General features: G+C 55.6%; 26 protein-coding genes. 5 read left to right on the top strand and 21 right to left on the bottom strand.

Annotated features, from left to right (window positions below):
• Positions 1-12: 12 nt before the first annotated feature.
• Genes rplX through QXG22_02900 form a run of 16 tightly spaced genes read right to left on the bottom strand, consistent with a single transcriptional unit; the run spans position 13 to position 9733 of the window.
• A complete protein-coding gene (gene rplX, locus QXG22_02975) occupies positions 13-390 on the bottom strand; it encodes a 50S ribosomal protein L24 (protein ID MEM0358960.1) in 378 nt (125 codons plus the stop codon).
• Positions 391-813: a 50S ribosomal protein L14 gene (locus QXG22_02970; GenBank protein MEM0358959.1), complete on the bottom strand. Its 423-nt coding sequence runs from the start codon at positions 811-813 to the stop codon at positions 391-393.
• A gap of 1 nt (position 814) precedes the next feature.
• A complete protein-coding gene (locus tag QXG22_02965) occupies positions 815-1138 on the bottom strand; it encodes a 30S ribosomal protein S17 (GenBank protein MEM0358958.1) in 324 nt (107 codons plus the stop codon).
• Positions 1135-1404, bottom strand: coding sequence for a ribonuclease P protein component 1 (locus tag QXG22_02960; protein ID MEM0358957.1), 270 nt, complete (start codon positions 1402-1404; stop codon positions 1135-1137). Before QXG22_02960 ends, QXG22_02965 begins: the two co-directional genes overlap by 4 nt.
• A 1-nt stretch (position 1405) precedes the next feature.
• Positions 1406-1717: a stress response translation initiation inhibitor YciH gene (yciH, locus tag QXG22_02955; GenBank protein MEM0358956.1), complete on the bottom strand. Its 312-nt coding sequence runs from the start codon at positions 1715-1717 to the stop codon at positions 1406-1408.
• Positions 1717-1929 (bottom strand): 50S ribosomal protein L29, encoded by a 213-nt coding sequence (gene rpmC / locus QXG22_02950; protein MEM0358955.1) that lies wholly within the window; start codon positions 1927-1929, stop codon positions 1717-1719. The genes yciH and rpmC overlap by 1 nt, the downstream gene beginning before the upstream one ends.
• A complete protein-coding gene (locus QXG22_02945; GenBank protein MEM0358954.1) occupies positions 1907-2548 on the bottom strand; it encodes a 30S ribosomal protein S3 in 642 nt (213 codons plus the stop codon). Before QXG22_02945 ends, rpmC begins: the two co-directional genes overlap by 23 nt.
• A 7-nt stretch (positions 2549-2555) precedes the next feature.
• The gene (locus QXG22_02940; protein MEM0358953.1) at positions 2556-3005 is read right to left on the bottom strand and encodes a 50S ribosomal protein L22; all 450 of its coding nucleotides are present in this window, start codon (positions 3003-3005) and stop codon (positions 2556-2558) included.
• A gap of 4 nt (positions 3006-3009) precedes the next feature.
• Positions 3010-3417, bottom strand: a complete 408-nt coding sequence (gene rpsS / locus QXG22_02935; GenBank protein ID MEM0358952.1) for a 30S ribosomal protein S19 — start codon at positions 3415-3417, stop codon at positions 3010-3012.
• Positions 3418-3423: 6 nt separating this feature from the next.
• A complete protein-coding gene (locus QXG22_02930; protein MEM0358951.1) occupies positions 3424-4128 on the bottom strand; it encodes a 50S ribosomal protein L2 in 705 nt (234 codons plus the stop codon).
• Positions 4128-4391 (bottom strand): 50S ribosomal protein L23, encoded by a 264-nt coding sequence (locus QXG22_02925; GenBank protein ID MEM0358950.1) that lies wholly within the window; start codon positions 4389-4391, stop codon positions 4128-4130. The genes QXG22_02930 and QXG22_02925 overlap by 1 nt, the downstream gene beginning before the upstream one ends.
• On the bottom strand, positions 4388-5164 hold the full coding sequence (rpl4p, locus tag QXG22_02920; GenBank protein MEM0358949.1) for a 50S ribosomal protein L4: 777 nt from the start codon (positions 5162-5164) through the stop codon (positions 4388-4390). The genes QXG22_02925 and rpl4p overlap by 4 nt, the downstream gene beginning before the upstream one ends.
• Positions 5161-6159, bottom strand: a complete 999-nt coding sequence (locus QXG22_02915; GenBank protein ID MEM0358948.1) for a 50S ribosomal protein L3 — start codon at positions 6157-6159, stop codon at positions 5161-5163. The genes rpl4p and QXG22_02915 overlap by 4 nt, the downstream gene beginning before the upstream one ends.
• A complete protein-coding gene (locus tag QXG22_02910) occupies positions 6160-6996 on the bottom strand; it encodes an RNA methyltransferase (GenBank protein MEM0358947.1) in 837 nt (278 codons plus the stop codon).
• A complete protein-coding gene (locus QXG22_02905; protein MEM0358946.1) occupies positions 6997-8445 on the bottom strand; it encodes an RtcB family protein in 1449 nt (482 codons plus the stop codon).
• Positions 8446-8485: 40 nt separating this feature from the next.
• Positions 8486-9733 carry an anion permease gene (locus tag QXG22_02900; protein ID MEM0358945.1) on the bottom strand — a complete coding sequence of 416 codons (1248 nt, stop codon included), beginning with the start codon at positions 9731-9733 and terminating at the stop codon, positions 8486-8488.
• A 116-nt stretch (positions 9734-9849) separates the two neighbouring features.
• Between QXG22_02900 and QXG22_02895 the strand changes: the two genes are divergently transcribed.
• Complete coding sequence (locus tag QXG22_02895; GenBank protein ID MEM0358944.1) at positions 9850-10617, top strand: hypothetical protein; 768 nt, start codon at positions 9850-9852, stop codon at positions 10615-10617.
• Here the strand turns inward: QXG22_02895 and cofE (QXG22_02890) are convergent.
• Positions 10604-11368, bottom strand: a complete 765-nt coding sequence (cofE, locus tag QXG22_02890) for a coenzyme F420-0:L-glutamate ligase (GenBank protein ID MEM0358943.1) — start codon at positions 11366-11368, stop codon at positions 10604-10606. The two genes, QXG22_02895 and cofE (QXG22_02890), sit on opposite strands and share 14 nt — an antisense overlap.
• A gap of 62 nt (positions 11369-11430) precedes the next feature.
• Between cofE (QXG22_02890) and cofE (QXG22_02885) the strand changes: the two genes are divergently transcribed.
• Positions 11431-12189, top strand: a complete 759-nt coding sequence (gene cofE / locus QXG22_02885) for a coenzyme F420-0:L-glutamate ligase (protein MEM0358942.1) — start codon at positions 11431-11433, stop codon at positions 12187-12189.
• Here the strand turns inward: cofE (QXG22_02885) and QXG22_02880 are convergent.
• Positions 12163-12786, bottom strand: coding sequence for an HAD family hydrolase (locus QXG22_02880; protein MEM0358941.1), 624 nt, complete (start codon positions 12784-12786; stop codon positions 12163-12165). The two genes, cofE (QXG22_02885) and QXG22_02880, sit on opposite strands and share 27 nt — an antisense overlap.
• 65 nt (positions 12787-12851) lie before the next feature.
• On the opposite strand from QXG22_02880, the gene cofD reads away from it, so the two are divergent.
• On the top strand, positions 12852-13793 hold the full coding sequence (gene cofD, locus QXG22_02875) for a 2-phospho-L-lactate transferase (protein ID MEM0358940.1): 942 nt from the start codon (positions 12852-12854) through the stop codon (positions 13791-13793).
• Here the strand turns inward: cofD and cofH are convergent.
• Both cofH and cofG read right to left on the bottom strand, forming a co-directional pair.
• Complete coding sequence (gene cofH, locus QXG22_02870; GenBank protein ID MEM0358939.1) at positions 13775-14917, bottom strand: 5-amino-6-(D-ribitylamino)uracil--L-tyrosine 4-hydroxyphenyl transferase CofH; 1143 nt, start codon at positions 14915-14917, stop codon at positions 13775-13777. The genes cofD and cofH overlap by 19 nt on opposite strands.
• Before the next feature lie 25 nt (positions 14918-14942).
• On the bottom strand, positions 14943-15947 hold the full coding sequence (gene cofG / locus QXG22_02865) for a 7,8-didemethyl-8-hydroxy-5-deazariboflavin synthase subunit CofG (protein MEM0358938.1): 1005 nt from the start codon (positions 15945-15947) through the stop codon (positions 14943-14945).
• Positions 15948-16023: 76 nt separating this feature from the next.
• Here cofG and cofC point away from each other — a divergent pair, with 76 nt between their 5' ends.
• Both cofC and QXG22_02855 read left to right on the top strand, forming a co-directional pair.
• Positions 16024-16668 carry a 2-phospho-L-lactate guanylyltransferase gene (gene cofC / locus QXG22_02860; GenBank protein MEM0358937.1) on the top strand — a complete coding sequence of 215 codons (645 nt, stop codon included), beginning with the start codon at positions 16024-16026 and terminating at the stop codon, positions 16666-16668.
• Between the two features lie 36 nt (positions 16669-16704).
• Positions 16705-18069, top strand: a complete 1365-nt coding sequence (locus QXG22_02855) for a TrpB-like pyridoxal phosphate-dependent enzyme (protein ID MEM0358936.1) — start codon at positions 16705-16707, stop codon at positions 18067-18069.
• Here the strand turns inward: QXG22_02855 and QXG22_02850 are convergent.
• On the bottom strand, positions 18006-19829 hold the full coding sequence (locus QXG22_02850) for a transglutaminase-like domain-containing protein (protein ID MEM0358935.1): 1824 nt from the start codon (positions 19827-19829) through the stop codon (positions 18006-18008). The two genes, QXG22_02855 and QXG22_02850, sit on opposite strands and share 64 nt — an antisense overlap.
• Positions 19830-19833: the final 4 nt, after the last annotated feature.

Raw genomic sequence — 19833 nt, 5'->3', positions numbered from 1 at the left:
TTTTTAAAAAAATTAGCGTTTTGTTGATGCTTTTTGAGATCCCGACCTGGAGAGGGCTTTTTCCCTCTTCTTGTCTTGAGCCAGTTTCACGATCATGAGGTTGGAGGGATGGATCTTCCTTGGAACTTCCGTTCCATCCGCCTTCCTCACGGTAGCCCCTTCCACTATCACAGCTACCTTCTTCCTATCCACTTTCAAGACCTCCCCTTCCAGCTTCTTGAAATCGCCCCTCATGATCCTCACCCTATCCCCCTTCCTCACGGGAAGGGATCTCCTGCCATACTTCTTCCTCAGTTCCGGGCTGAGGGTGGCGGAGAGGAGGACATGTCTGCGGTGGAGGGGAAGGGTGTAGAGCCTCAGCCTCTGCTTTCCTGGTTTTTTGCTGACCATTCAAACCACCATCGTGGCTATTCCTGCCAGTTTGGGCCAGCGTTCGGCAGCTTCTTTGGCTATGGGCCCCCTGATCTCCGAGCCCTTCGGTGAGCCGTCTGGAGTGATGATGGCGGCAGCGTTATCCTCGAACTTGATCCTGATCCCATCCGCCCTTAGGTATGGTTTCTTCTGTCTTATCACCACGGCGCGCACGATTTGCTTTCTGAGTTCGGGAGTTCCTTTCTTGACGGAAGCCACCACTTGGTCCCCCACCCCGGCCGAGACCAACCTCCTCCTCGTTCCTTTCAATCCCACCACCGAGATGATCTGGATCTCTTTGGCCCCCGTGTTATCTGCACAGGTCAGCCTGGCGCCTATGGGAAGGGCTCGCACGGGCGAAACCATGCCTGTGGCCATGATGCCTCCTGTCCTCTTCCCCATCTCAACCACCCTCCATTTTTTCTATCACCACGAAGGCCTTGGTTTTGCTCAGCCTCCTGCATTCGGCTATCTTCACCCTATCCCCCATCCTGGCGTTGATGCAGGGGGGATTATGGGCATGGATTTTGGAGGTCCTCTTTTCGAACCTTTCGTACTTCCTCACCTTTTGGACCCTCGGGATTTCCACCGTCACGGTCTTTGCCCTCTTGTCGCTCACCACTGTTCCCTCCAGCACCTTTCCCCTGACCGAAAGACTTCCGTGGAAAGGGCAGCGCGGATCGGAACAGGATTTCTCCGGTGGCTTAACGCCTAGGACGCTCCTCATACCTTCCTCACCCTCTCCTCGGGCCTGGCCACCAGCCTCCTTCCTTCCACTTCCACTTCTTCTCCCCCCGGCAGGATGAACTTCAAACAGACTATAGACTTGGGCACGCTTTTTACCTTTCCCCCTACCCTTATTTTAAGCATGTTCTTCGTCTCATCCACCACCTTCCCCTTCAGTCCCCTCAAGCCCGGGTCCCTGCTCTCCACGATTTCCACTTCCAACCCGATCAGTTCGTGCCTTACTAGGTTGGAAGGGCGCAGGGGCATCTCACTCAATGATGTCTATGGATTCGGGTAAAAACCCAAGCTCCACCAGAACTTCCTTTATCTTGTTCTTATGATCTCCCTGCAGTTCTATGGCGTTTTCCCTCATCGTACCTCCACATGCCATCCTGCTCTTCAGCTTCTTGAGCAATTCCTTCAGGTTGCTTTTCTTGTCGTCCAGTCCCTCGATCACTGTTACCACCTTCCCGAACCTCCGGCTCTCGGAATACACGGTTATCCTTTGTTGTTCCCTGGAGATCTCCTTGCAAACGCAAAGTTCAGCAGGAAGGCCGCAACGTGGACAGATCCCCTGCATTATGGAGTTTTCACCTTTTCCTTTTCTCTTACCACCGTTAAAATCCTTGCTATAGCACGTCTGAGTTCCCTCGCCCTCATCGGATTTTCAGAGGGTCCTCCCCCCTTCCTCATGGCCCTCTCCCTGGCCAGCTCGGCGCGGAGCTCCCTCAGCTTGGCCTTTATTTCCTCCAGGCTCATGCTCCTTATTTCATCCGCCCTCAGCACCGCCATCTTCTCCCTCCGGAGTCTCTTGAGTTTGTGGGGTTTCGGATTTAAGCTTTATTTCATCCGGCATGGGACCTGGAGGCATGATCCTCACCTTCACCCCCACCACACCCGGTTTTAGCTTGGCGTAGGCGAAACCGTAGCTCACCAGCTTGTGGGCGGGATCCCCCGCCTTACTCAAATATCCCTGGTAAAACCTCACCTTCTTCGCCCTCTCCCCTCCAAGCTTACCGGAGATCACGATTTCCACCCCCCTGGCCCCAGCTTCCATGATCCTGTTCATGAAGGTGTATCCGAGGGTCCTGAAGTTCGCCCCCCTTTCGAGGGCGAAGGCGATCCTCTTTGCCATGATGGGGGCACTCAATTCTGGCTTTTCTATTCCCACCACTTCTATCTGGGGATTCTCGAGCTTGAACTTCTTGGCCAGCTCGTCCGTCAGCTCCTGTACGCTCTTTCCCTTTTTTCCTATCACGGCCCCAGGTCGCTCCACGTAAAGGGTAATCCTAGTACCCATGGGTACCTTGCTTATACTCACCCCTCCATAGCCCGCATGCTCCAGTTCCTTCTCCAAGTAATCGTTGAGTTCCGCGAACTCTATTGCCCTCTTCACGAAGAGTTTATCCACCCTCAAGTCAAGCCTCCTTGAGGACGATCTGTACGTTCGTAAGGGGCTTGTTATAGGGTGTGGCCCTGCCAAAGGCCCTAGGCAGAATGCCGGGAAGGGTTATTCCCTTGCTGGCACTCGCATGCACGATCTTGAGCTTTTCCACGTTCAATCCCTTGTAAACGGCGTTGGCCTCAGCGTTCTTCAGGACCTGCAGGATGGCCTTGGCCGCCTTGACGGGATAGGCTCCGGCACCCTTGGTTCCCTTGTGATGGGGCACCTTTTTGGCATGTCTCCTGAAGGGAACGGCCCTTTTCTTTTTCACCACCTCTTCCAAGTAAGCCTGGGCTTGGCGCAGCTTCATTCCCCTTATCTCCCTGCAGATTTCCACGGCATCCTTGGGAGAAATCCTCAGTTCCCTACCCATGGCCTTGGCGCAGGGTTCCTCCACCTTGCAGGAATAACCGAACTTGGGCATCCCATCACTTCAGCGGGACGAACATCGAGCTGCGCGTGGCGCCTATGCCCGGAGCCCCATGGATCACCCTTTTCCTCGTCTGGCTGAACTCACCCAGCCTGTGCCCTATCATCTCCGGCTTTATTTCCACCACCACGAATTCCTTTCCGTTGTACACTCCGAACTTCAGCCCCACCATCTCCGGGAGGATGATCATTTCCCTCAGGTGGGTGCGGATGATGGTATCCCCGTTCCCCTTTTGCAGGACTTTCCTGACCTTGGTCAGGAGTTTCTTTCCCTCAGGATGGAGACCCCTCAGGAGTCTGAGGAGGGACCTACGCTGGCGAGAGGGAAGGAGCTTGGCAAAATCCTCCAAGGGCATTTTCTTCAGTTCTTCCAGGGTGTATCCCCTGTAGGTGAACTTCTTCGGCATCCTCCCCTACCTCTTTCCAACTCTCCTGGCGGCTATGAGACCCACCTTCTGTCCCGGAGGGGCATTCCTGGAAACTATCTTGGGTCTGCCAGCGTGCCTCCCCCTTCCGCCTCCGAAGGGATGGTCCACCACGTTCATGGCCACACCCTTCACGCGTGGATAGGGCTTCCCCTTCGCGAGCATGGCATGGTGTTTCTTCCCCGCCTTCAGGAAGGGTTTTTCTATCCTGCCCCCTCCCGAGACCGTGCCTATGATGGCCCTGCACCTCAGGTCGAAGGCCCTTATTTCCCCCGAGGGCAGCTGCACCATTGCCTTCCCCCCCTCCTTGGCCACCAAAACGGCATATGAGCCAGAAGTTCTGGCGAACTTCCCCCCATCCCCCGGAAGGGCTTCCACGTTGAAGATCTTGGTTCCCTCCGGGATTTCCGCTAAAGTTTTGATGTTGCCTATCTTGTCCCCCGCCCCGGGACCACATTCTATTTCCTCCCCCACTTTTATCCCCTCGGGAGCGGGAAGGACCACCCTGAAGCCTTCCCTGAACTTGACCAGCATGAGGGGGTAGCCTCTCCCCGGTTCGTGTACGATGTCCACCACCACCCCCTTGGTGGCACGCGTCGGGGGAAGCTTCACCTCCCCCACCCTCCTCCAGCTCTTGGCCCTGTACGTGGGGGAACCCTTTCCTATTCGCTGTGCCCTTATGATCTTTCCCATCAGATCACCCCCAATTTGGATGCCACCTCATCCGCAATAAATCTTGGGGTGAGTTTCACGTAAGCCTTTTTCCTGCCCTTCGGGTCGCGCACTATCCTCACACTTTCCACCTCTACCCCATAAAGCACTTCCACCGCCCTCTTCACGTCGATCTTGTTGGCATCCTCTGAAACCACGAAGGTTAGCTTGTTTTCTTTCTCTATTAGCCTCACGGCCTTTTCGGTGGCAAGGGGATAGAGGATCACCTTGTGGGGATCCTTCATACCCTCTCCTCCAGCCTTTCTAGGGCGGAGGTGGTCCAGACCGTGAGTCTCGCCGGCATTCCCCCCGGTGCCAGATCCTCCACTCCCAGGTTCCTCACTTCCACCACCTCCACCCCAGGAAGATTCCCTGCTCCCTTCTTTATCCCTTTGTCCCCGGAGATGACGAGCAGCGGTCCAACGGGTCTCCTGTATTTTCTTCCCCTCATCTTCCCCCTTCCAGCCCTTATCTTTTCCTTCTCGGAGACCCTTTCCACTTCCTCCCAGAGCCCAAGCTTTTGAAAGACCTCCTTGACCTTCTTCGTCTCCGAGAGTTCTTCGAGTTTGTCCTCCACCACCAGGGGGAGGGAAGGTATTTTCTCCACGAGATGGCCCCTCGAGCGCACGAGTTCAACCCTTGCCGTGGCTGCTACCGCCGAGCGGAAGGCGAGCTTCTTTTCCTTTTTGTTGATCCTCTCCTTCAGGATCTTCCAAGGAAGGGGAGGATGGGCTCTTCTCCCCCCCACCGTGTGGGGGGAAAAGGCACCCGTGCCTGAGGCTGGTGATCCCCTTCCCTTCACCCTCCGTACCCTGGCCACCCCATAACCCTTCCCCCACGTCTCCGCCGTCGTGCGCTTGCCGGCCATGGGATCAACCCCCTTTGGTTGAAGACGGGCGGTCTGGGAGGAGATCACGGCTCTCTTTATGAGGTCCGGTCTGTATTCCTCCTGAAAGACCTCGGGGAGTTCCACCTCCCCTATCCTGCTTCCTTCGAGGGAGAAAACGGGGACCTTCATTTCTTCCCACCCGCACTCGCTATGTAGGTCACCACGGGGACTCCCGGGCTTTCCCTCATCCTCGCGGCTGGTCTCAGATGGATGAGTCTCTTCGTGGGTCCGGGCAGGGATCCGGCCACCAGTACGTAATCGCTTTTCACGGTTCCCCACCTTTTGAAGCCCCCTGGCGGGGTCACTTCTTCTCCCTTCCCTATCTTGAGGATGCGTTTGTTCAACTCCGTCCTCTGGTGGTATCCCATCTGTCCAGCGGCTGGAACCGTCCACATTACCCTCGCAGGGGTCCAGGGACCCAGGGTACCCACCTGTCTTCTTCCGTCATCGGTTTTTCTGGGAAGGATCTTCACCCCCCACCTTTTGACCGGTCCCTGGAAACCTTTGCCCTTCGTGATGGCGGTGGCGTCCACGTATTCGCCTGGTTTGAAGACTTCCGAAACCCTCACTTCCTTTCCGAGCAGGCCCTTGCAGTATTCCCATTTGGAAAGAACATCGGGTCCACCCACTCCCACCTCGAAGAGGTCGGGTTTTTTCTTGGGTCCAGAGCAGAGCCAGGGCTGGGTACAAACGAGCACCCTCACTTCCGCGACCCTTCCCTCCTTCAGCAGCTCTTCAGCCTTCTTCATTCCCTCCTCCTGACAGGCCTTCTTCGGGAGTTTGATCCTCCTACCCAGCTCCTTGGGCAGGTCATCCGCCCAGACTTCGGTGAGGGTTCGGAGGCCATGATCGGTCTTTTCCAGCAGGCGCACTCCACAGACCTTCAGGGGAGGGGTCTCTATCACGGTGGCTGGTGAAAAGATCTCCTTTCCCGCCGTGGGGCTGGTTTTCTTGTCGTCTATATAAAAAACATGGGTCATTCCAGCCTTGTATCCCGCGAAGCCCAGTAAACGCACCTCCTTTTCCTCCGGCCAAGATCTGATGTGGGGTATGGGGGAAGGCGCCCTCACCCTCGGGGAGAAGGCCAGCGATCCCCTCCTAGGCCTATGGGCTCTCCTTCCCATTCATTCCACCTCCGCTCTCAAGAGGGCTAGGGTGGCGAGGAGGGCCTCCTCCGTTCTCACCGTGGCCACACCCTGCCCGGGAAGGGTGTTCACGAGGAGATGGAAGAGTTCCTCCGCTCTCCTGCCTTCCCTCTCGCATATGGAGAGCAAACCGGCATAGGGGCCTCCGAAGGCCACCATGAGACGTTCCGGTTTCATCTCCTTCAGACTCCTCCTCAACTCCTCCAGTTTTTTACCGTATCTCGACGTCCCTATTTTAAAGTAAGCCTCATACCTTTTGACGGCTTCCGAAAGGCTTCCCTTTTCCAAGACCCTGTACCCCCAGTACTCTCCCGTGCCTTCCCTCGGTACCACCTCCACCCTCCAAACTTCCCCCACCCTCTCCACCAGCTTGACGGTCACCCTCCTCCCTTCCTCCAGCCTTTTCTCCGTAACCCCCTTTTCCTTCAGTCCGAGCTCCAGGAGGCTCCTCCCTTTCTCCGACTTCAGCACCACCGCTTCCCTGAAGGCCCCAGGCGTGTTTTTTTCGGTCTGAAGGGGATGATGGGGCGTTCTGAGGGGTGGAAGGATTCCCACGTATCTGAGGGTCTCCATCTTGGGGAAGAGGAGTCTCCTCAAGTATTGTGGGGTTTCGGCGTATCTGAGGACTGTACAGATGAAGTCGGTCTCCTTCCTGTGGTCCTTCACGTGTGGATCACGATCCCTGTAGATTACCACTTCCTCCACCCTGAAGATGGCAAGGGCACGGGCCACCATCCCGAGCTTAAAGGTTTTCTCGAGCTGGCTTTGACTGTCAGAAACGAGGGAAGAGGGGAGAAGGACGGAGATGGAACCCATTTAACCCTTTGCCACCCCCACCGGGATGAGTCTCGCTACTTTCAGGGAGAGACCTGCCCGGTGTGTGATCTCCACTACCTTATCCACGTTCTTGTAGGCCTGGGGGGCTTCCTCGGCTATCACGGAGAGTTTGGCTGCCTTCACGTAGATACCCCTCTCTCCCAATTCGTTCCTTATTTCATCTCCCCTGAATTGCCTGAGGGCAGCGGCCCTGGAGAGATGTCTTCCCGCACCGTGAGCGGTGGAGCCGAAGCTCTCTTCCATGGCTCTCTCCGTCCCCACCAGCAAATAGGAAGCTGTCCCCATGTCCCCTGGGATGAGGACGGGTTGTCCTACCTTCCTGTAGAGAGAGGGGACTTGGGGATGTCCAGGGCCAAAGGCCCTCGTGGCCCCTTTCCTGTGCACCACTACTTCCTTTTTCTCCCCGTTCACTTTGTGTTCTTCCAGCTTGGCTATGTTATGTGCCACATCGTAGATCACGTGGAGGCCCAAGGCTTCAGCTTCCCTTCCAAAAACCTGTTCGAAACTCTGCCTTACCCAATGCGTGATCATTTGTCTGTTGGCCCAAGCGAAGTTGGCGGCACCCTTCATGGCCGAGAAATAGGCTTCCCCCTCCGGTGAGGTGAAAGGCACATTCACCAACTCCCTGTCGGGGAGGTGGATTTTGTAATGATGGGCAGCCCTTTCCATCGTCCTCAAGTAGTCGGAGCAGACTTGGTGTCCCAAACCCCTGGAACCAGTATGGATCATAACGGTTACCTGCCCTTCCCTCTCCAGACCGAAGACTTTGGCCACTTCGGGGTCATAAATCCTGTCCACCACCTGCACTTCTAGGAAGTGGTTCCCGCTCCCCAAACTGCCCAGCTGTGGGAATCCCCTCTTCTTGGCCTCAGTGCTCACCTTCTTCGGATCGGCACCTTCCATGCATCCTCCCTCCTCCAGCCTCTCCAAATCCTCCTTCCAACCGAAGCCATTTTCCACGGCCCATTTTGCACCGAGCTCCAGGACCTCGTCCAGCTGCTGCGGGGTGAGTCTGACGTGTCCCGTGCTCCCCAGTCCCGAGGGAACATTCCTGAAGAGGGTCTCTACGAGTTGGTGGAGCTTGGGGATCACTTCTTCCTTCGTGAGGTTGGTACGAAGAACCCTAACACCGCAGTTGATGTCATAGCCCACCCCTCCGGGAGAGATCACACCAGTTTCCGCGTCCGTGGCGGCAACGCCACCTATCGGGAAGCCGTAACCTTGGTGACCATCGGGTAGGGTGATGCTATACTTGTAGATGCCCTGGAGGAAAGAAACGTTGGCGGCCTGCTCCAGCGTCAGATCCTTCCCCATCTCCCTTATCATCTCCTCATCGGCGTAGATGCGGGCAGGTACCCTCATCCCAGGCTTGTAATCTTGAGGGATTTCCCACCTGACCTCGTCTATCCTCTTGAGTTTTACGGTCATCTTGTTATTCTTCCCCGTGCTGCCTAAATCGTTTTCCGGGTCACATCCAGAAGAGTTGAAGGAGGAGAAGGGAAACGGAAACGGAAACGAGGGAAAGGGGTAGGCTGAGCTTGAGGTATTCCTTCAGTTTTACCCTGTGTCCCTTTTTCTCCAGAATCCTGCAGGCGAAGAGGTTGGCAGCAGCACCCACGGGTGTTATGTTTCCCCCTATTCCCGTTCCTATCAGTACCCCATACATGAGGGGAAGGGAACTCATGCCCAACAAGCCCCCTAGGTCCTTGCAGATAGGGAGCATCAGGATGGTGAGGGGAACGTTGTCCATGAAGGAAGAAAGCCCCATGGAAAGATAAGTGAGCAAGAAGAGGATGGAGAGGGAACCGAGCTTCAGGCCTTCCAGACCTCCCGCTAGGTCTTCGAGAAGCCCCACTTTTTCGGTGGCCCTTATCACCACGAAGATACCGAGCAGGAAGAGGAGGGAATCCCAATCGAACTCGCGGAGGAGTTTTCCGGCCTTCCTCCAGCACAGGAATAGGGAACCCAGTCCTACTCCCAAGCCTATAGTTCCCTGGCCTATCTTCAAGTAGGGCTCCAGACAGAGGAGGAGGATCCCTGCGAGGAAGAGGAGGAGGGGAGAATAGTCTACCTTCATCCTTTCCTCCTTCACTTCGATACGGTTCTTTCTCCTCTTTAGGTGCAGGAAGTAATGGGTGAGGAGACCGGTTATCACCCCTATCACGGAAAGGGTACCCAACCCCGGTCTCCCCTTGAACCAGTAGAAGTCCATGAAGTGCATGCCGGTTTCCGAGGCTAGGATGATGGAGGGGGGATCGGCAATCATGCTCACGGTGGTGGTCATGTTAGAGGAAAGGGCCACGGAAACCAGTGGCAAGAAGGGTGAGGTGCGGGTTTTTCTCGCCAGCTCCAGGGCTATGGGAGCCATCATGAGAACCACCCCCACGTTCTCCAGGAAGGCCGAGAGGAGGGCGGTGAGGCCACAGAGGAGGAAGAGGGCCTTACCCTCGCTTCTGGAAGCTTTGAGGAAACGGTGGGCGAGGAGGGAGGGGAGACCGCTCTCCGAGAAGGAAAGGGAAAGAAGGAGGAAGCCCCAATAGAGCGCTAGGACGCTCCACCTGATGGACTCGAAAGCCTCCCTCGGATTCAAAATCCCCAGCAAGAGGAGGAGAAGGGCGGAGGAAAGGGAGATCAGGGAAAGTCTGGTTTTGCGCGAAATCGCTAGGGCATAGCAACACACAAAGATGAGTAGCGTGGCCCACTTGGAAGTTTCCATTCGACCTTCTGAGGTGAACGGCTTCTCTCTAAAGCTTTTGTCAAGAGGCTATTTCAAAATCGGAAATAATTTATAAGATAGGCTATACTTTTAAAGAAAGGAGGGTAAGAAAAAAAATGATGATTCTTAGGGTTCCCACGGGTTTTGAACCGTTGGATAAGGTGTTTCAAGGAGGATTTCCTCTAGGTTCTTTGATCGTGTTGGTAGGTCCTCCAGGTACCAGAAAGGAGGACTTCCTCCACACGCTTTCCGTTAGGCTGGCAAGACTCAACGGTTCCAAGCTACATGAAAATCAAGTCCTTCCCGAACGCATCTGGTATCTTACCCTCGCCACTACCAAGCAGAGCGTGCTTCAAGATGTTAGTGGAAAATTCTCGGAGGATTTCTGCAAGACTTTTTCCTCCAAGGCCTTTTTCCGCTCCTTCTGGGAACTTCCCGAGTCCTTCATGGACTTGGCGAGATGGCTCAAACAAACGGATGGGAAGGTGGTGAGGGATGCCAAGGCCAAAATCTTTTCCGATCTTTCCAAGTTTTTGGAGAGGGAAGCTTCCAACTCCGTTTTGATTTTCTTCCCTCTTAACGACTTCGCCCTCTTCTTTTCAGAAGAAGAGAAGGTGGAGTTTTTGGCTTTCTTGGAAGAAATGGGAGAGGCTTGCAGGAAGTGGGGATTCGTGATCTTGGCCCTGTTAGTACCTGGCACTTTGGATCCTTCCCTCGAGGCCAATATCCTCTCGAAGGCCGATGGCATTATCACCTTCCGCAAAGAACACGGGAAGGAAGTGATGGTTTGCGAAAAGCTTCTCGGAACCCTTTTGGAGGAAAAAATGTTTGAGATACATTCGGATAAGAGGGGAGTGGAGCTAAAACCTCTCAACCGCGTTTGAATCCTTTTCTCAGGAGGGAAAAATAGAGGCATTCCTCGGGTCTGACAGCTGGCGAGGGTATGCCCTTGCCCTTTATCCGTAGTCCCCTCACCACCACCAACGGAATCCTTTCACCCGCTTCTCCCATCAGAAGCTCTCCGGCGGTGGCAAGCTGGTCGGCCAGGGCCCTCCTGGTAACTCTTAGTTTTTTGCCGAAGAGATCGGACGTTCCCCTACAATCCAGTGCGCCGGGTATACCCGAAATCCCTATTGCCTGTCCCACGGTTCCGAGCCTTAGGGGTCTCACCGTGCTGTCGGAGAGGATTATTCCCACCCTCACCCCTTCTTCCTTCTCGAAGTATTTCCTGAGTTCTTCTGCGAAGAGCTGGGGATGGGAGGGAAGGAGGATGGCATAGCCCGGTGGAGCGTTGGAGAGATCCACCCCGGCATTGGCGCACAGGAGTCCTTTCACCAAGGTGAGGATGGCCCCCCTCGAGACTCCAAGCACCGAATCGGCCTCCCTGAGCACCACTTCCACGAAGAGGGGATTCAGTCCAGTTTTCTCCGCCAGGGTCTTAGCGCGCGAACTGGGTTTTACCTCCGAGAGCTTTACCAATCTTCCCTGGGCTGTGGCAACCACCTTAGAGGAAAGGATCAAAATATCGTGGTTTCTCAATCCTCCAGCTTTTCTGAGGGCCCTCAGGAGGAGGGAGGGGAGATGATCTCCGGGTTTCACGAGGGGAGTCCTAATTCCTATGAGCTTCACTTCCACGGGTTAAAGTAACCTTTGACCCTTATGAAGGTGCCTTTAAACTCCCTTTCCCACACTCTAGGATGCCGGAGCTGAACAAGATGGAGGTGATCCCCCTTCCGGGTTTTCCCCTGGTGAAGAAGGGGGATGATATAGGGGAGCTGATAGTGAAGACCCTTCGTTCCCAGGGGTTCTCCCTCCAAACCGGGGACGTGCTCGTGGTGGCGCAATCCATCGTATCCAAGGCAGAAGGGGCAGTCGTGGATTTGAAGAAAATCAGACCCTCGGAGCTGGCGAAGAAACTCTCTTCGCGCCTGGGGAAGGATGCCAGAGAGGTGGAAGTGGTTCTCAGGGAAGCCAAGGAGATCGTGAGATCCTCCCATGTACTGATCACCAGAACGGAACATGGATTCGTGTGTGCCAACGCGGGCGTGGATCACTCCAACGTGGAGGGGGGAAGGGTAACCCTTCTCCCCAGAGACCCCGACAGGAGTGCTGAAAGGATCAGGAAGAAGATCAAGAAGGAGCTGGGAGTGGAAGTGGCCGTGATCATTTCCGACACACAGGGCAGGGCCTTTCGCACCGGATGTTTGGGGGTGGCGATAGGAGTTTCGGGAATGAAACCCCTGTGGGATCTGAGGGGAAGGAAGGACCTCTACGGGAAGGAACTGGAGGTGACGGTGGTGGCCCAAGCAGATGCCATAGCAGCCGCAGCGGTTTCCATGATGGGCGAGGCGGGGGAGGGCACACCGGTCGTGCTGGTGAGGGGGGCGAAATACCAAAGGGGAAAGGGAAGTGCTAGGGAACTGGTGAGATCAAGGGAGAAGGATCTCTTCACCTGATTTCCTGAGGAAGAGGAGGAGTTCTTTCAGGTTTTCGATCCTCAAGTCCCCCTCCACTCCTACCCCCACCACCTTTACCTTGGCGTTCCTCCCAGCCAGGACATCGCTCCTCGTATCGCCCACGAGCAGGGCGTGCTCGGGTGAAACTCCCAATCTGCGGCAGGCCTTCCTCACGGCTTCCGGATGGGGTTTGGCCCTCTTCACCTCATCTCCTGTGATGATGGTGTCGAAGAGCTCCTTCCATCCAAGTTTGGAAAGGAGGGCTTCTACCATCCTTGAAGGAGTGTTGGTTACCAAGGCCAGCTTGAATCTCCTTTTCCTAAGCTCTCCCAGCACTTCCTCGGTTCCAGGAAAGGGCTCGATCTCCCCCAGATGATGCTCATACCTGGAAAGGCAGTAGTTCACGGCTTCCCTTCCCAATCCCAGTTTCTCGAAGTTCCTGGAAAGACTGAAACCCCAGTATTTCCTCAGATATTCCCCCTTTCCCAACCTATCCCTGCCGAACTTGCGCAGGGTTTCGTTCATGGCTTTGTACCAAACCTCCAGGGAATCCACGAGCACTCCGTCCAGATCGAAGAGGATGGCTTTGATCCCCATCTGGCTTCATAGATGGGGGAAGGAAAAAACTTCCCCTTTTTAGGAGGAGAGAAAAGTCAAGAAAGATGATCACCCTTCTATCCGGGGGGACGGGTACTCCGAAGCTCCTTCAGGGGATGTTGAGGGAGGCGAAAGAGGAGGATCTCTGCGTGGTGGTCAACACGGGGGAGGACATAGAGATTTCCGGTCTCAGGGTTTCCCCCGATCTGGATGCTGTGGTCTACACCCTTGCTGGTATCATCAACGAGGAGACGTGGTGGGGAATAGAGGGAGATACCTTTGAAACCCATAGGGCCTTGGAAAGGCTGGGGGTAAGGGAGCTCTTGAAGCTAGGAGATAGGGACAGGGCCACCTGCCTTTTCAGGACTTTGGAACTGGAGAGGGGAAAGAGCCTCTCCCAGTTTACCGCAGAACTTTGCGCCAGGATGGGCATAAGGGTAAAGGTTCTCCCGATGACGGATGGCAAGGTGGTTACCGAGATCCTCACACCCAGGGGATGGGTGCACTTCCAGGAATTCTGGGTGGGAAGAAAGGGAAGGGAGAGGGTCAGGGGGGTGAGGTTCAGGGGTTCGGAGACCGCCGAGCCCGCGCCAGGGGTTTTGCAGGCCCTCAGGAAAAGTGAATTCATTCTGATAGGCCCAAGCAATCCAGTGACGAGCATAGGTCCCATTCTATCGCTGAGGAAGATCCGGGAAGAGCTGAAAAGGAGGAGGGAGGAGGTAGTGGTGGTGAGCCCCATTTTGGGAAGGGCTCCCGTCAGCGGTCCGGCGGGAAAGCTCATGAAGGCCCTGGGTTTTGAGGTGAGCCCCAGAGGGGTGGCGAGCTACTATCGGGAGGTGGCGGGACACTTTTTCCTCCATTCCTCCGATAGGGGGTTTGCCCCTTTTATCGAGGATTTGGGGATGAAGGTTCATTTGGCAAACCTCTGGATGCGGAACTTGGGGGAAAGGAGGAGGTTGGCGAGGAAAATCCTGGAGGAGATGGCCCATCAATCCAGGAGCTCGTAAAGGGTGGATCTCTGTCTGGGTATCCTCCCCGCCCTGACGATGAGAGAACGGAGCTGTTGGGGTGTCATCACCTGTCCCCATTCACCCCCGGCTTCCCTCGTGATGTTTTCTTCGAAGAGGGTTCCACCCAGATCGTCAGCTCCTGCGAACAGCATGGTCATGGCCCCTTCTGGTCCAAGCTTCACCCAAGAAGCCTGAAGGTGGTTGATGTATCCGGCCAGCACCAACCTGGCGACGGCATGTACCTTAAGGCTCTCTTCGAAGGTGGGACCCCTCACACCCAAGGAGGAGAGCTCAGTGTTTTTGGAAACGAAGGGGAGGGGGACGAATTCCGTGAAGCCTCGGGTTTCCTTCTGGATCTCCCTGAGGAGCAGGAGGTGTTCCGCCCTTTCCTCAAGGGTTTCCACGGTTCCATACATCATGGTGGACGTGGTGGGTATTCCCATGCGGTGACAAGTCTTCACTATCTCTATCCATCTCTTTGTCCGGATCTTCTCCGGGCAGACCATCTTTCTCACCCTGTCGCTGAGGATTTCCGCAGCCGTCCCTGGAACGGAGTTTAGGCCAGCTTCCTTCAGGATCTTCACCACCTCCTCCATTCGCAATCCCTCCCTTTTGGAAAGGTGGTCCAATTCGGCGGGTGAGAAGGCGTGGATGTGAAGCCTTTCCGAGACTCCTTTTATCACGCGGATGAGTTCGAGGTAGTCTTCCAGACCGAGGAAGGGGTGGAGACCACCCTGTAAACAGATCTCCGTGGCCCCCATCCTCACCGCCTCTTCCGCCTTGGCCCTCACCTGCTCACGCGTGAGGGAGTAAGCCTCGGGATGGAAAGGAGGGCGGCGGAAGGCGCAGAACTTGCAAGAGCCCATGCAGACGTTGGTATGGTTGATGTTTCGGTTCACCACGTAGGTGGCGATTTCACCCACCAGCTTCTTCCTGAGAAAATCGGCCGTGAAGAGGAGGAGGCGCAGTTCCCTGCCCTTCACCTTCAAAAGCTCAACGGTTTCCTTCAGTTGTAACTCCTTTCCCGAGAGGGCCCTTTCTAGGGCCTGGACCACCACCGGGTCGCTTTCCGCCAGCTCCCTTTCCCATCTCCTCTCGAGGACAGGAAAAATCCTTTCCATGTTGGAGCCTCTCGTCTCCATCTTCTTAACCCTTTTGGGGAGAGAGTCTGTAGCCCCTTTCATCCGCCAGCTTGGAGACCACCCTCCTTACCTCTTCCGACATGAAGGAAGGATCGAGGGCATACTTGGGATAGAGGGGCAACCTTTCCTTCAACTTGAAACCAGCTCCTTCCACCCTTCTCTTCAATTCCACCAACTTGGGCCAGGGATGTTCGGGGTTGATGAAATCCGGGGTGATCTCCGAGATTCCTCCCAAGTCGTTTGCTCCTTCCTTGAGGAAGGGTACTACATCCGGTACCAGATTCGGTGGGATTTGGATACCCATTCCCGGGGGGAGGATCCTAGCAGCCATCCTGACGGTATCCAAGAGTTCTTTGAGGGAAGGGGGTGGGAAGTTTTCCATCGGAGTGCCGGGTTTGGGGGAAAAGGGTTGGATGATCACCTCCTGGATGTGACCGTATTTCTCATGCAGCCTCCGGATTTCCTCCAGGGATTTCTCCCTTTCCCCCCTGCTTTCTCCTATCCCCACGAGGAGTCCCGTGGTGAAGGGTATTCTCAGCCTTCCCGCTTTCTCTATGAACTTAAGCCTCAGCTCCGGATCCTTTCCAGGGCTTTCCCTGTGGGCTTCCAGCTCGGCAACACACTCCAACATCAATCCCATGCTCGCGTTGTACTTCTTCAGTCCCTCCAGTTCACCCTCGCTCAGCACGCCCGCGTTGGTATGGGGGAGGAGGCCGAGCTTGAGGATGTACTTGCAGAGTTCCTGTAGATACTCCGAGGTGGTTCGGTAACCAAATTCCCTTAGCTTTTCCCTCCCGAGGGGATGGACTTCCGGTCTCTCCCCCAGGGTAAGGAGGACCTCCGAGCAGCCAGCCTTTTTCCCCCTGAGGACGAGGGAAAAGACTTCCTTTGGGGAAAGGAAGGAGGCTTCCCTTTCTTCCCTTCTGAAACCGCAATAGGAGCAACGGTTCCTGCATAGGTTGGTGAGGGGCACGAAGACGTTCGAAGAATAGGTCACTGTTCCTTCCATCATCTTCCCCCCATCCCTCCCCATAAAAAAGCAGAGGGCCAAAGGGAGTAAAAGGGGCTGACCTATGGGTGATGGGATGACCGGGGGCTGGATCCTCTTGCCCGTCAAGCATCTTTCCAAGGCCAAGTCCAGTTTTGAAAAGGTCCTCAGCCCCGAGGAGAGAAAGGAATTGGTCCTGTGCATGCTTTCGGACATGCTGGCAGTCCTTTCGGGGGTGGAGATGAGGAAAGTGGTGGTTTCCCCTGACGAAGAGGTCCTGCGCTTCGCCTCGGAGAGGGGAGCGGAGGGCCTGAAGGAACCAGGTTTGGAGCTCAACCTAGCCCTCTCACTGGCGGTGGAAAAGGCGGTGAGAGAGGGGATGGAGGAGGTCTTGATCCTCCCCGCCGATCTTCCCTTTCTTAGGGTAAAGGATGTGGAGGGGATAAGGGGAATGGCCTCATCTCAAAGGGAGGTGGTGATAGCACCCTCCAAGACCCGTGGAACCAATGCCCTTTTTCTCCGCCCCCCCAACGTGATACCCTTGAGGTTCGGAGGGGAGAGTTTTCCCCTCCACGTGAGGGAGAGTTTGAGGGTGGGGATAACCCCAAAGATCTACCAGTCGGATACGGTGGCCACAGATGTGGATGAAGTGGAGGATCTGCTGAAGGCGGGAACCCTGGGACTCGGTACCCGCACCCTCGATTTCCTTCTTTCCCTTGGAAAGCACAAATTTGTGCGTTGAGGAACTTTTTTATTCTTTACAGGAAGAGGGGTGAGGATGGACCGCGTTAAGTTCCTGCTGGACGAGGAGGAGCTCCCCAAGGCGTGGTACAACATTCAGGCGGATCTTCCCTCCCCCCTCGATCCTCCCCTCAATCCCGCGACGGGAGAACCCGTACGTCCAGAAGAACTGGAACCCATTTTTCCCAAGGAACTCATCAGGCAGGAAGTCAGCAGGGAGAGATGGATCCCCATCCCGGAGGAGGTGAGGGAGGTATACAGGATTTGGAGACCCACTCCCCTCTATCGGGCCGTCAGGCTGGAACGCCTTCTGAAGACTCCCGCTAGGATTTACTACAAGTGGGAAGGGGTGAGCCCCCCTGGAAGTCACAAACCCAACACTTCTGTGGCCCAGGCATATTACAACATGAAGGAAGGTGTGGAGAGACTGACCACGGAAACGGGGGCAGGGCAGTGGGGGAGCGCCCTTGCCTTCGCCACCATGCTCTTCGGTCTCAAGTGCACGATCTACATGGTGAGGGTGAGTTATGAACAGAAACCCTACCGCAGGATCCTCATGGAAATCTGGGGAGCGGAGTGCATTCCGAGTCCAAGCAATAGGACGGAGTACGGGAGGAAGATCTTGAAGGAGGACCCGCAGAACCCCGGCAGCTTGGGAATAGCGATCTCCGAGGCCATCGAGGACGCCGTCACCCATCCCAACACCAAGTATTCCTTGGGGAGCGTCCTCAATCACGTACTCCTCCACCAGACCGTGGTGGGGTTGGAAGCCAAGAAGCAGATGGAGATGGCGGGAGAGTATCCGGATGTGATCTTCGGATGCGTGGGAGGAGGGAGCAACTACGCTGGCCTTCTCTTCCCCTTCATGGCGGACAAGCTTACGGGGAAGAAACCGGAGCTACAGGCCTTCTCCTGCGAACCCAAAGCTTGCCCCACCCTGACCAAGGGAATCTACACCTACGACCACGGAGATGCGGCAGGACTCACGCCCCTCCTGAAGATGTACACCCTTGGCCATACCTTCGTTCCACCTCCCATCCATGCAGGTGGTTTGAGATACCACGGCGATGCCCCTCTCCTGTGTAAGCTCACCAAGGAGGGATATGTCGGTGCCCTGGCCTACCATCAGAATGAAGTCTTTGAGGCGGCCCGTCTCTTTGCCCAAGCGGAGGGATTCGTGGTTGCGCCGGAGACGGCTCATGCAGTCAAAGCGGTGGTGGACGAGGCTCTCAAGTGTAAGCGTACGGGGGAGGAGAAGGTAATCCTCTTCAACTGCAGCGGTCATGGTTTCTTGGATCTAGGGGCTTGGAGTGCCTACCTTGAGGGAAAGCTGGAGGATTACGAGTATCCGAAGGAACTGGTGGAGAAGGCCCTGATGCAGCTTCCCAAGTGGGGACGATAGGACAACTTCTTTTCGACCAACCATATCACCAGCGCCAGCAGCACCGCAACTCCCAAGAGGACTCCCAAGAGGACGAGGATCCACCGGGGAACCCAGAAGGGAAGCTCTAGGGGTTTCCCCCTTTCTCCGAGAATCTCCATGGAGAGGGAAAGGGAAAGGAGAACATCCTCCATCCTTTTCTCCGTTTGACCTTTGAGTAGGTATTCCCTCCCCTTCTCCAGCCTTGGATCTCCCTTTCCAACCTTTTCGGCCAGTTCGAGCATGGAGCGGGCGGAAAGCAAGAATTCCTGGAAAGCTTCTTCAGCCGAGAGGAGGGTGAGGGATACCTCCTCGGGTTCCACCTCGGGATATCCTCCCCGATAGATCCTGGAGAGGTAGGAATCGGAGGAGGACAATCCCCTGGAGCCCCTACAGAGGTGAAGGGGGTCCATTCTGAAGAGGTATCTCTCAGAACCCCTCGACCAAGTGGGATCCACGGGCTGCCATTCCAAGCCCGGGAGATAAACTTCGGCCCAAGCATGGTTTCCTATTCCATTTTCTTCCACCGTCCAACCAAAGGAGAGGCGGGAGGGCACACCGAGGGCCCGGAGGAGGGTGATGAAGAGGTCGCTGAAGCAGTCACAGTCCCCCTTCTTCTTCTGATAGGTTTCCAAGGCCCCCTGTCTCCTCTCGGTGGGTACGTAGGTGATCGTTTGGTCCATCCATTTCAGGAATCCTTCACAGAGGAGATAGAGGTTCCTTTCCCCTCCCGCCAATTGGAGGGCCAGTGGTCGAAGTTCCTCCACCTCCCACCATTCCCTCCCTTTGGTGTATTCTTCCATTCCCGAGGGGAGATCATCGAGGGTTCCCGCATTCGAGGGGGAGAGGGCTGGATCGTGAAGCCCGACCATCCACACGAGTTCAAGTTTTAACCTCCTTTTTTCTCCAGGTGCCAATTTGAGACCGAAGGAGGCGTAAAAGTTGTTCTCCCCATCGATGTATAGACTTCCCACGGGTGGATCGGAGGAGACTATGGAGGCGAAATGATTTCCCTTCCTTCCGAAGAGGAGGAGGTTCATTATCAGTTCGCAATCACCCTTTCCCGTGTTCTTCACTTCCTCGGAGAGGGTGAGCTTGTAGTATGCTGGAGAGGTGTAGAAGGTTACCAGCAATCCCTCGAAAACTCCTGGAGCCCTCACGGAGGTGGAGTAGGTGAGGGAGAGACCGTCGGCTGAGGGGATGGCTTCCCTAGGTTCGTACCAGAAGAGTCTACTTCCCGGTGGACCCTTGATGGTGAGCAAATAGTTCTCGTAGGGATAATCCCCCCTCTCCATCCTCACTCCTCCCAGCCTCGCCTCGTATTTGGGTCCAGTCCCGCTCACCCATCCCGAGGCCATGTAGGAGAATCCGTACTCGAGCCTTCCACTGAAGGGAGGAGTGAAGGAAATGGTGAGGATTACCTCGGTTCCGCCTTCCACCCTCCGATTCTCCAGCTTCAGCGTCCCCTTTTCACACCATGCCTTCAGTTCCCAAAGATCCTGGGATGGGAGGAGATGATAGATGGTGATGGAGGAATAGAGACGTGGGAGGTTTAAAAGATAATTTTCCTCCGCCCTGACCATCCTGTTTTCTAGGATCTGGAACTCCTTCTTCACCAAGATGTAGGAGGGTAGGGAAAGGGCCCCGGCGTAAGGGAGGGGAAGGGTGGGGAGAAGGAGGGTTACTAGCAGAGCGAGGGGGAAAAAATAATTTTTTCCCCTTCGATGGTTCGTAGTCGGCATCACC

This window comes from Candidatus Hadarchaeales archaeon (assembly GCA_038736355.1).
Lineage (GTDB): Archaea > Hadarchaeota > Hadarchaeia > Hadarchaeales > WYZ-LMO6 > WYZ-LMO6.
Note: the sequence above shows the minus strand (reverse complement) of the source record. Positions and strands in the feature narration are given on the sequence as shown.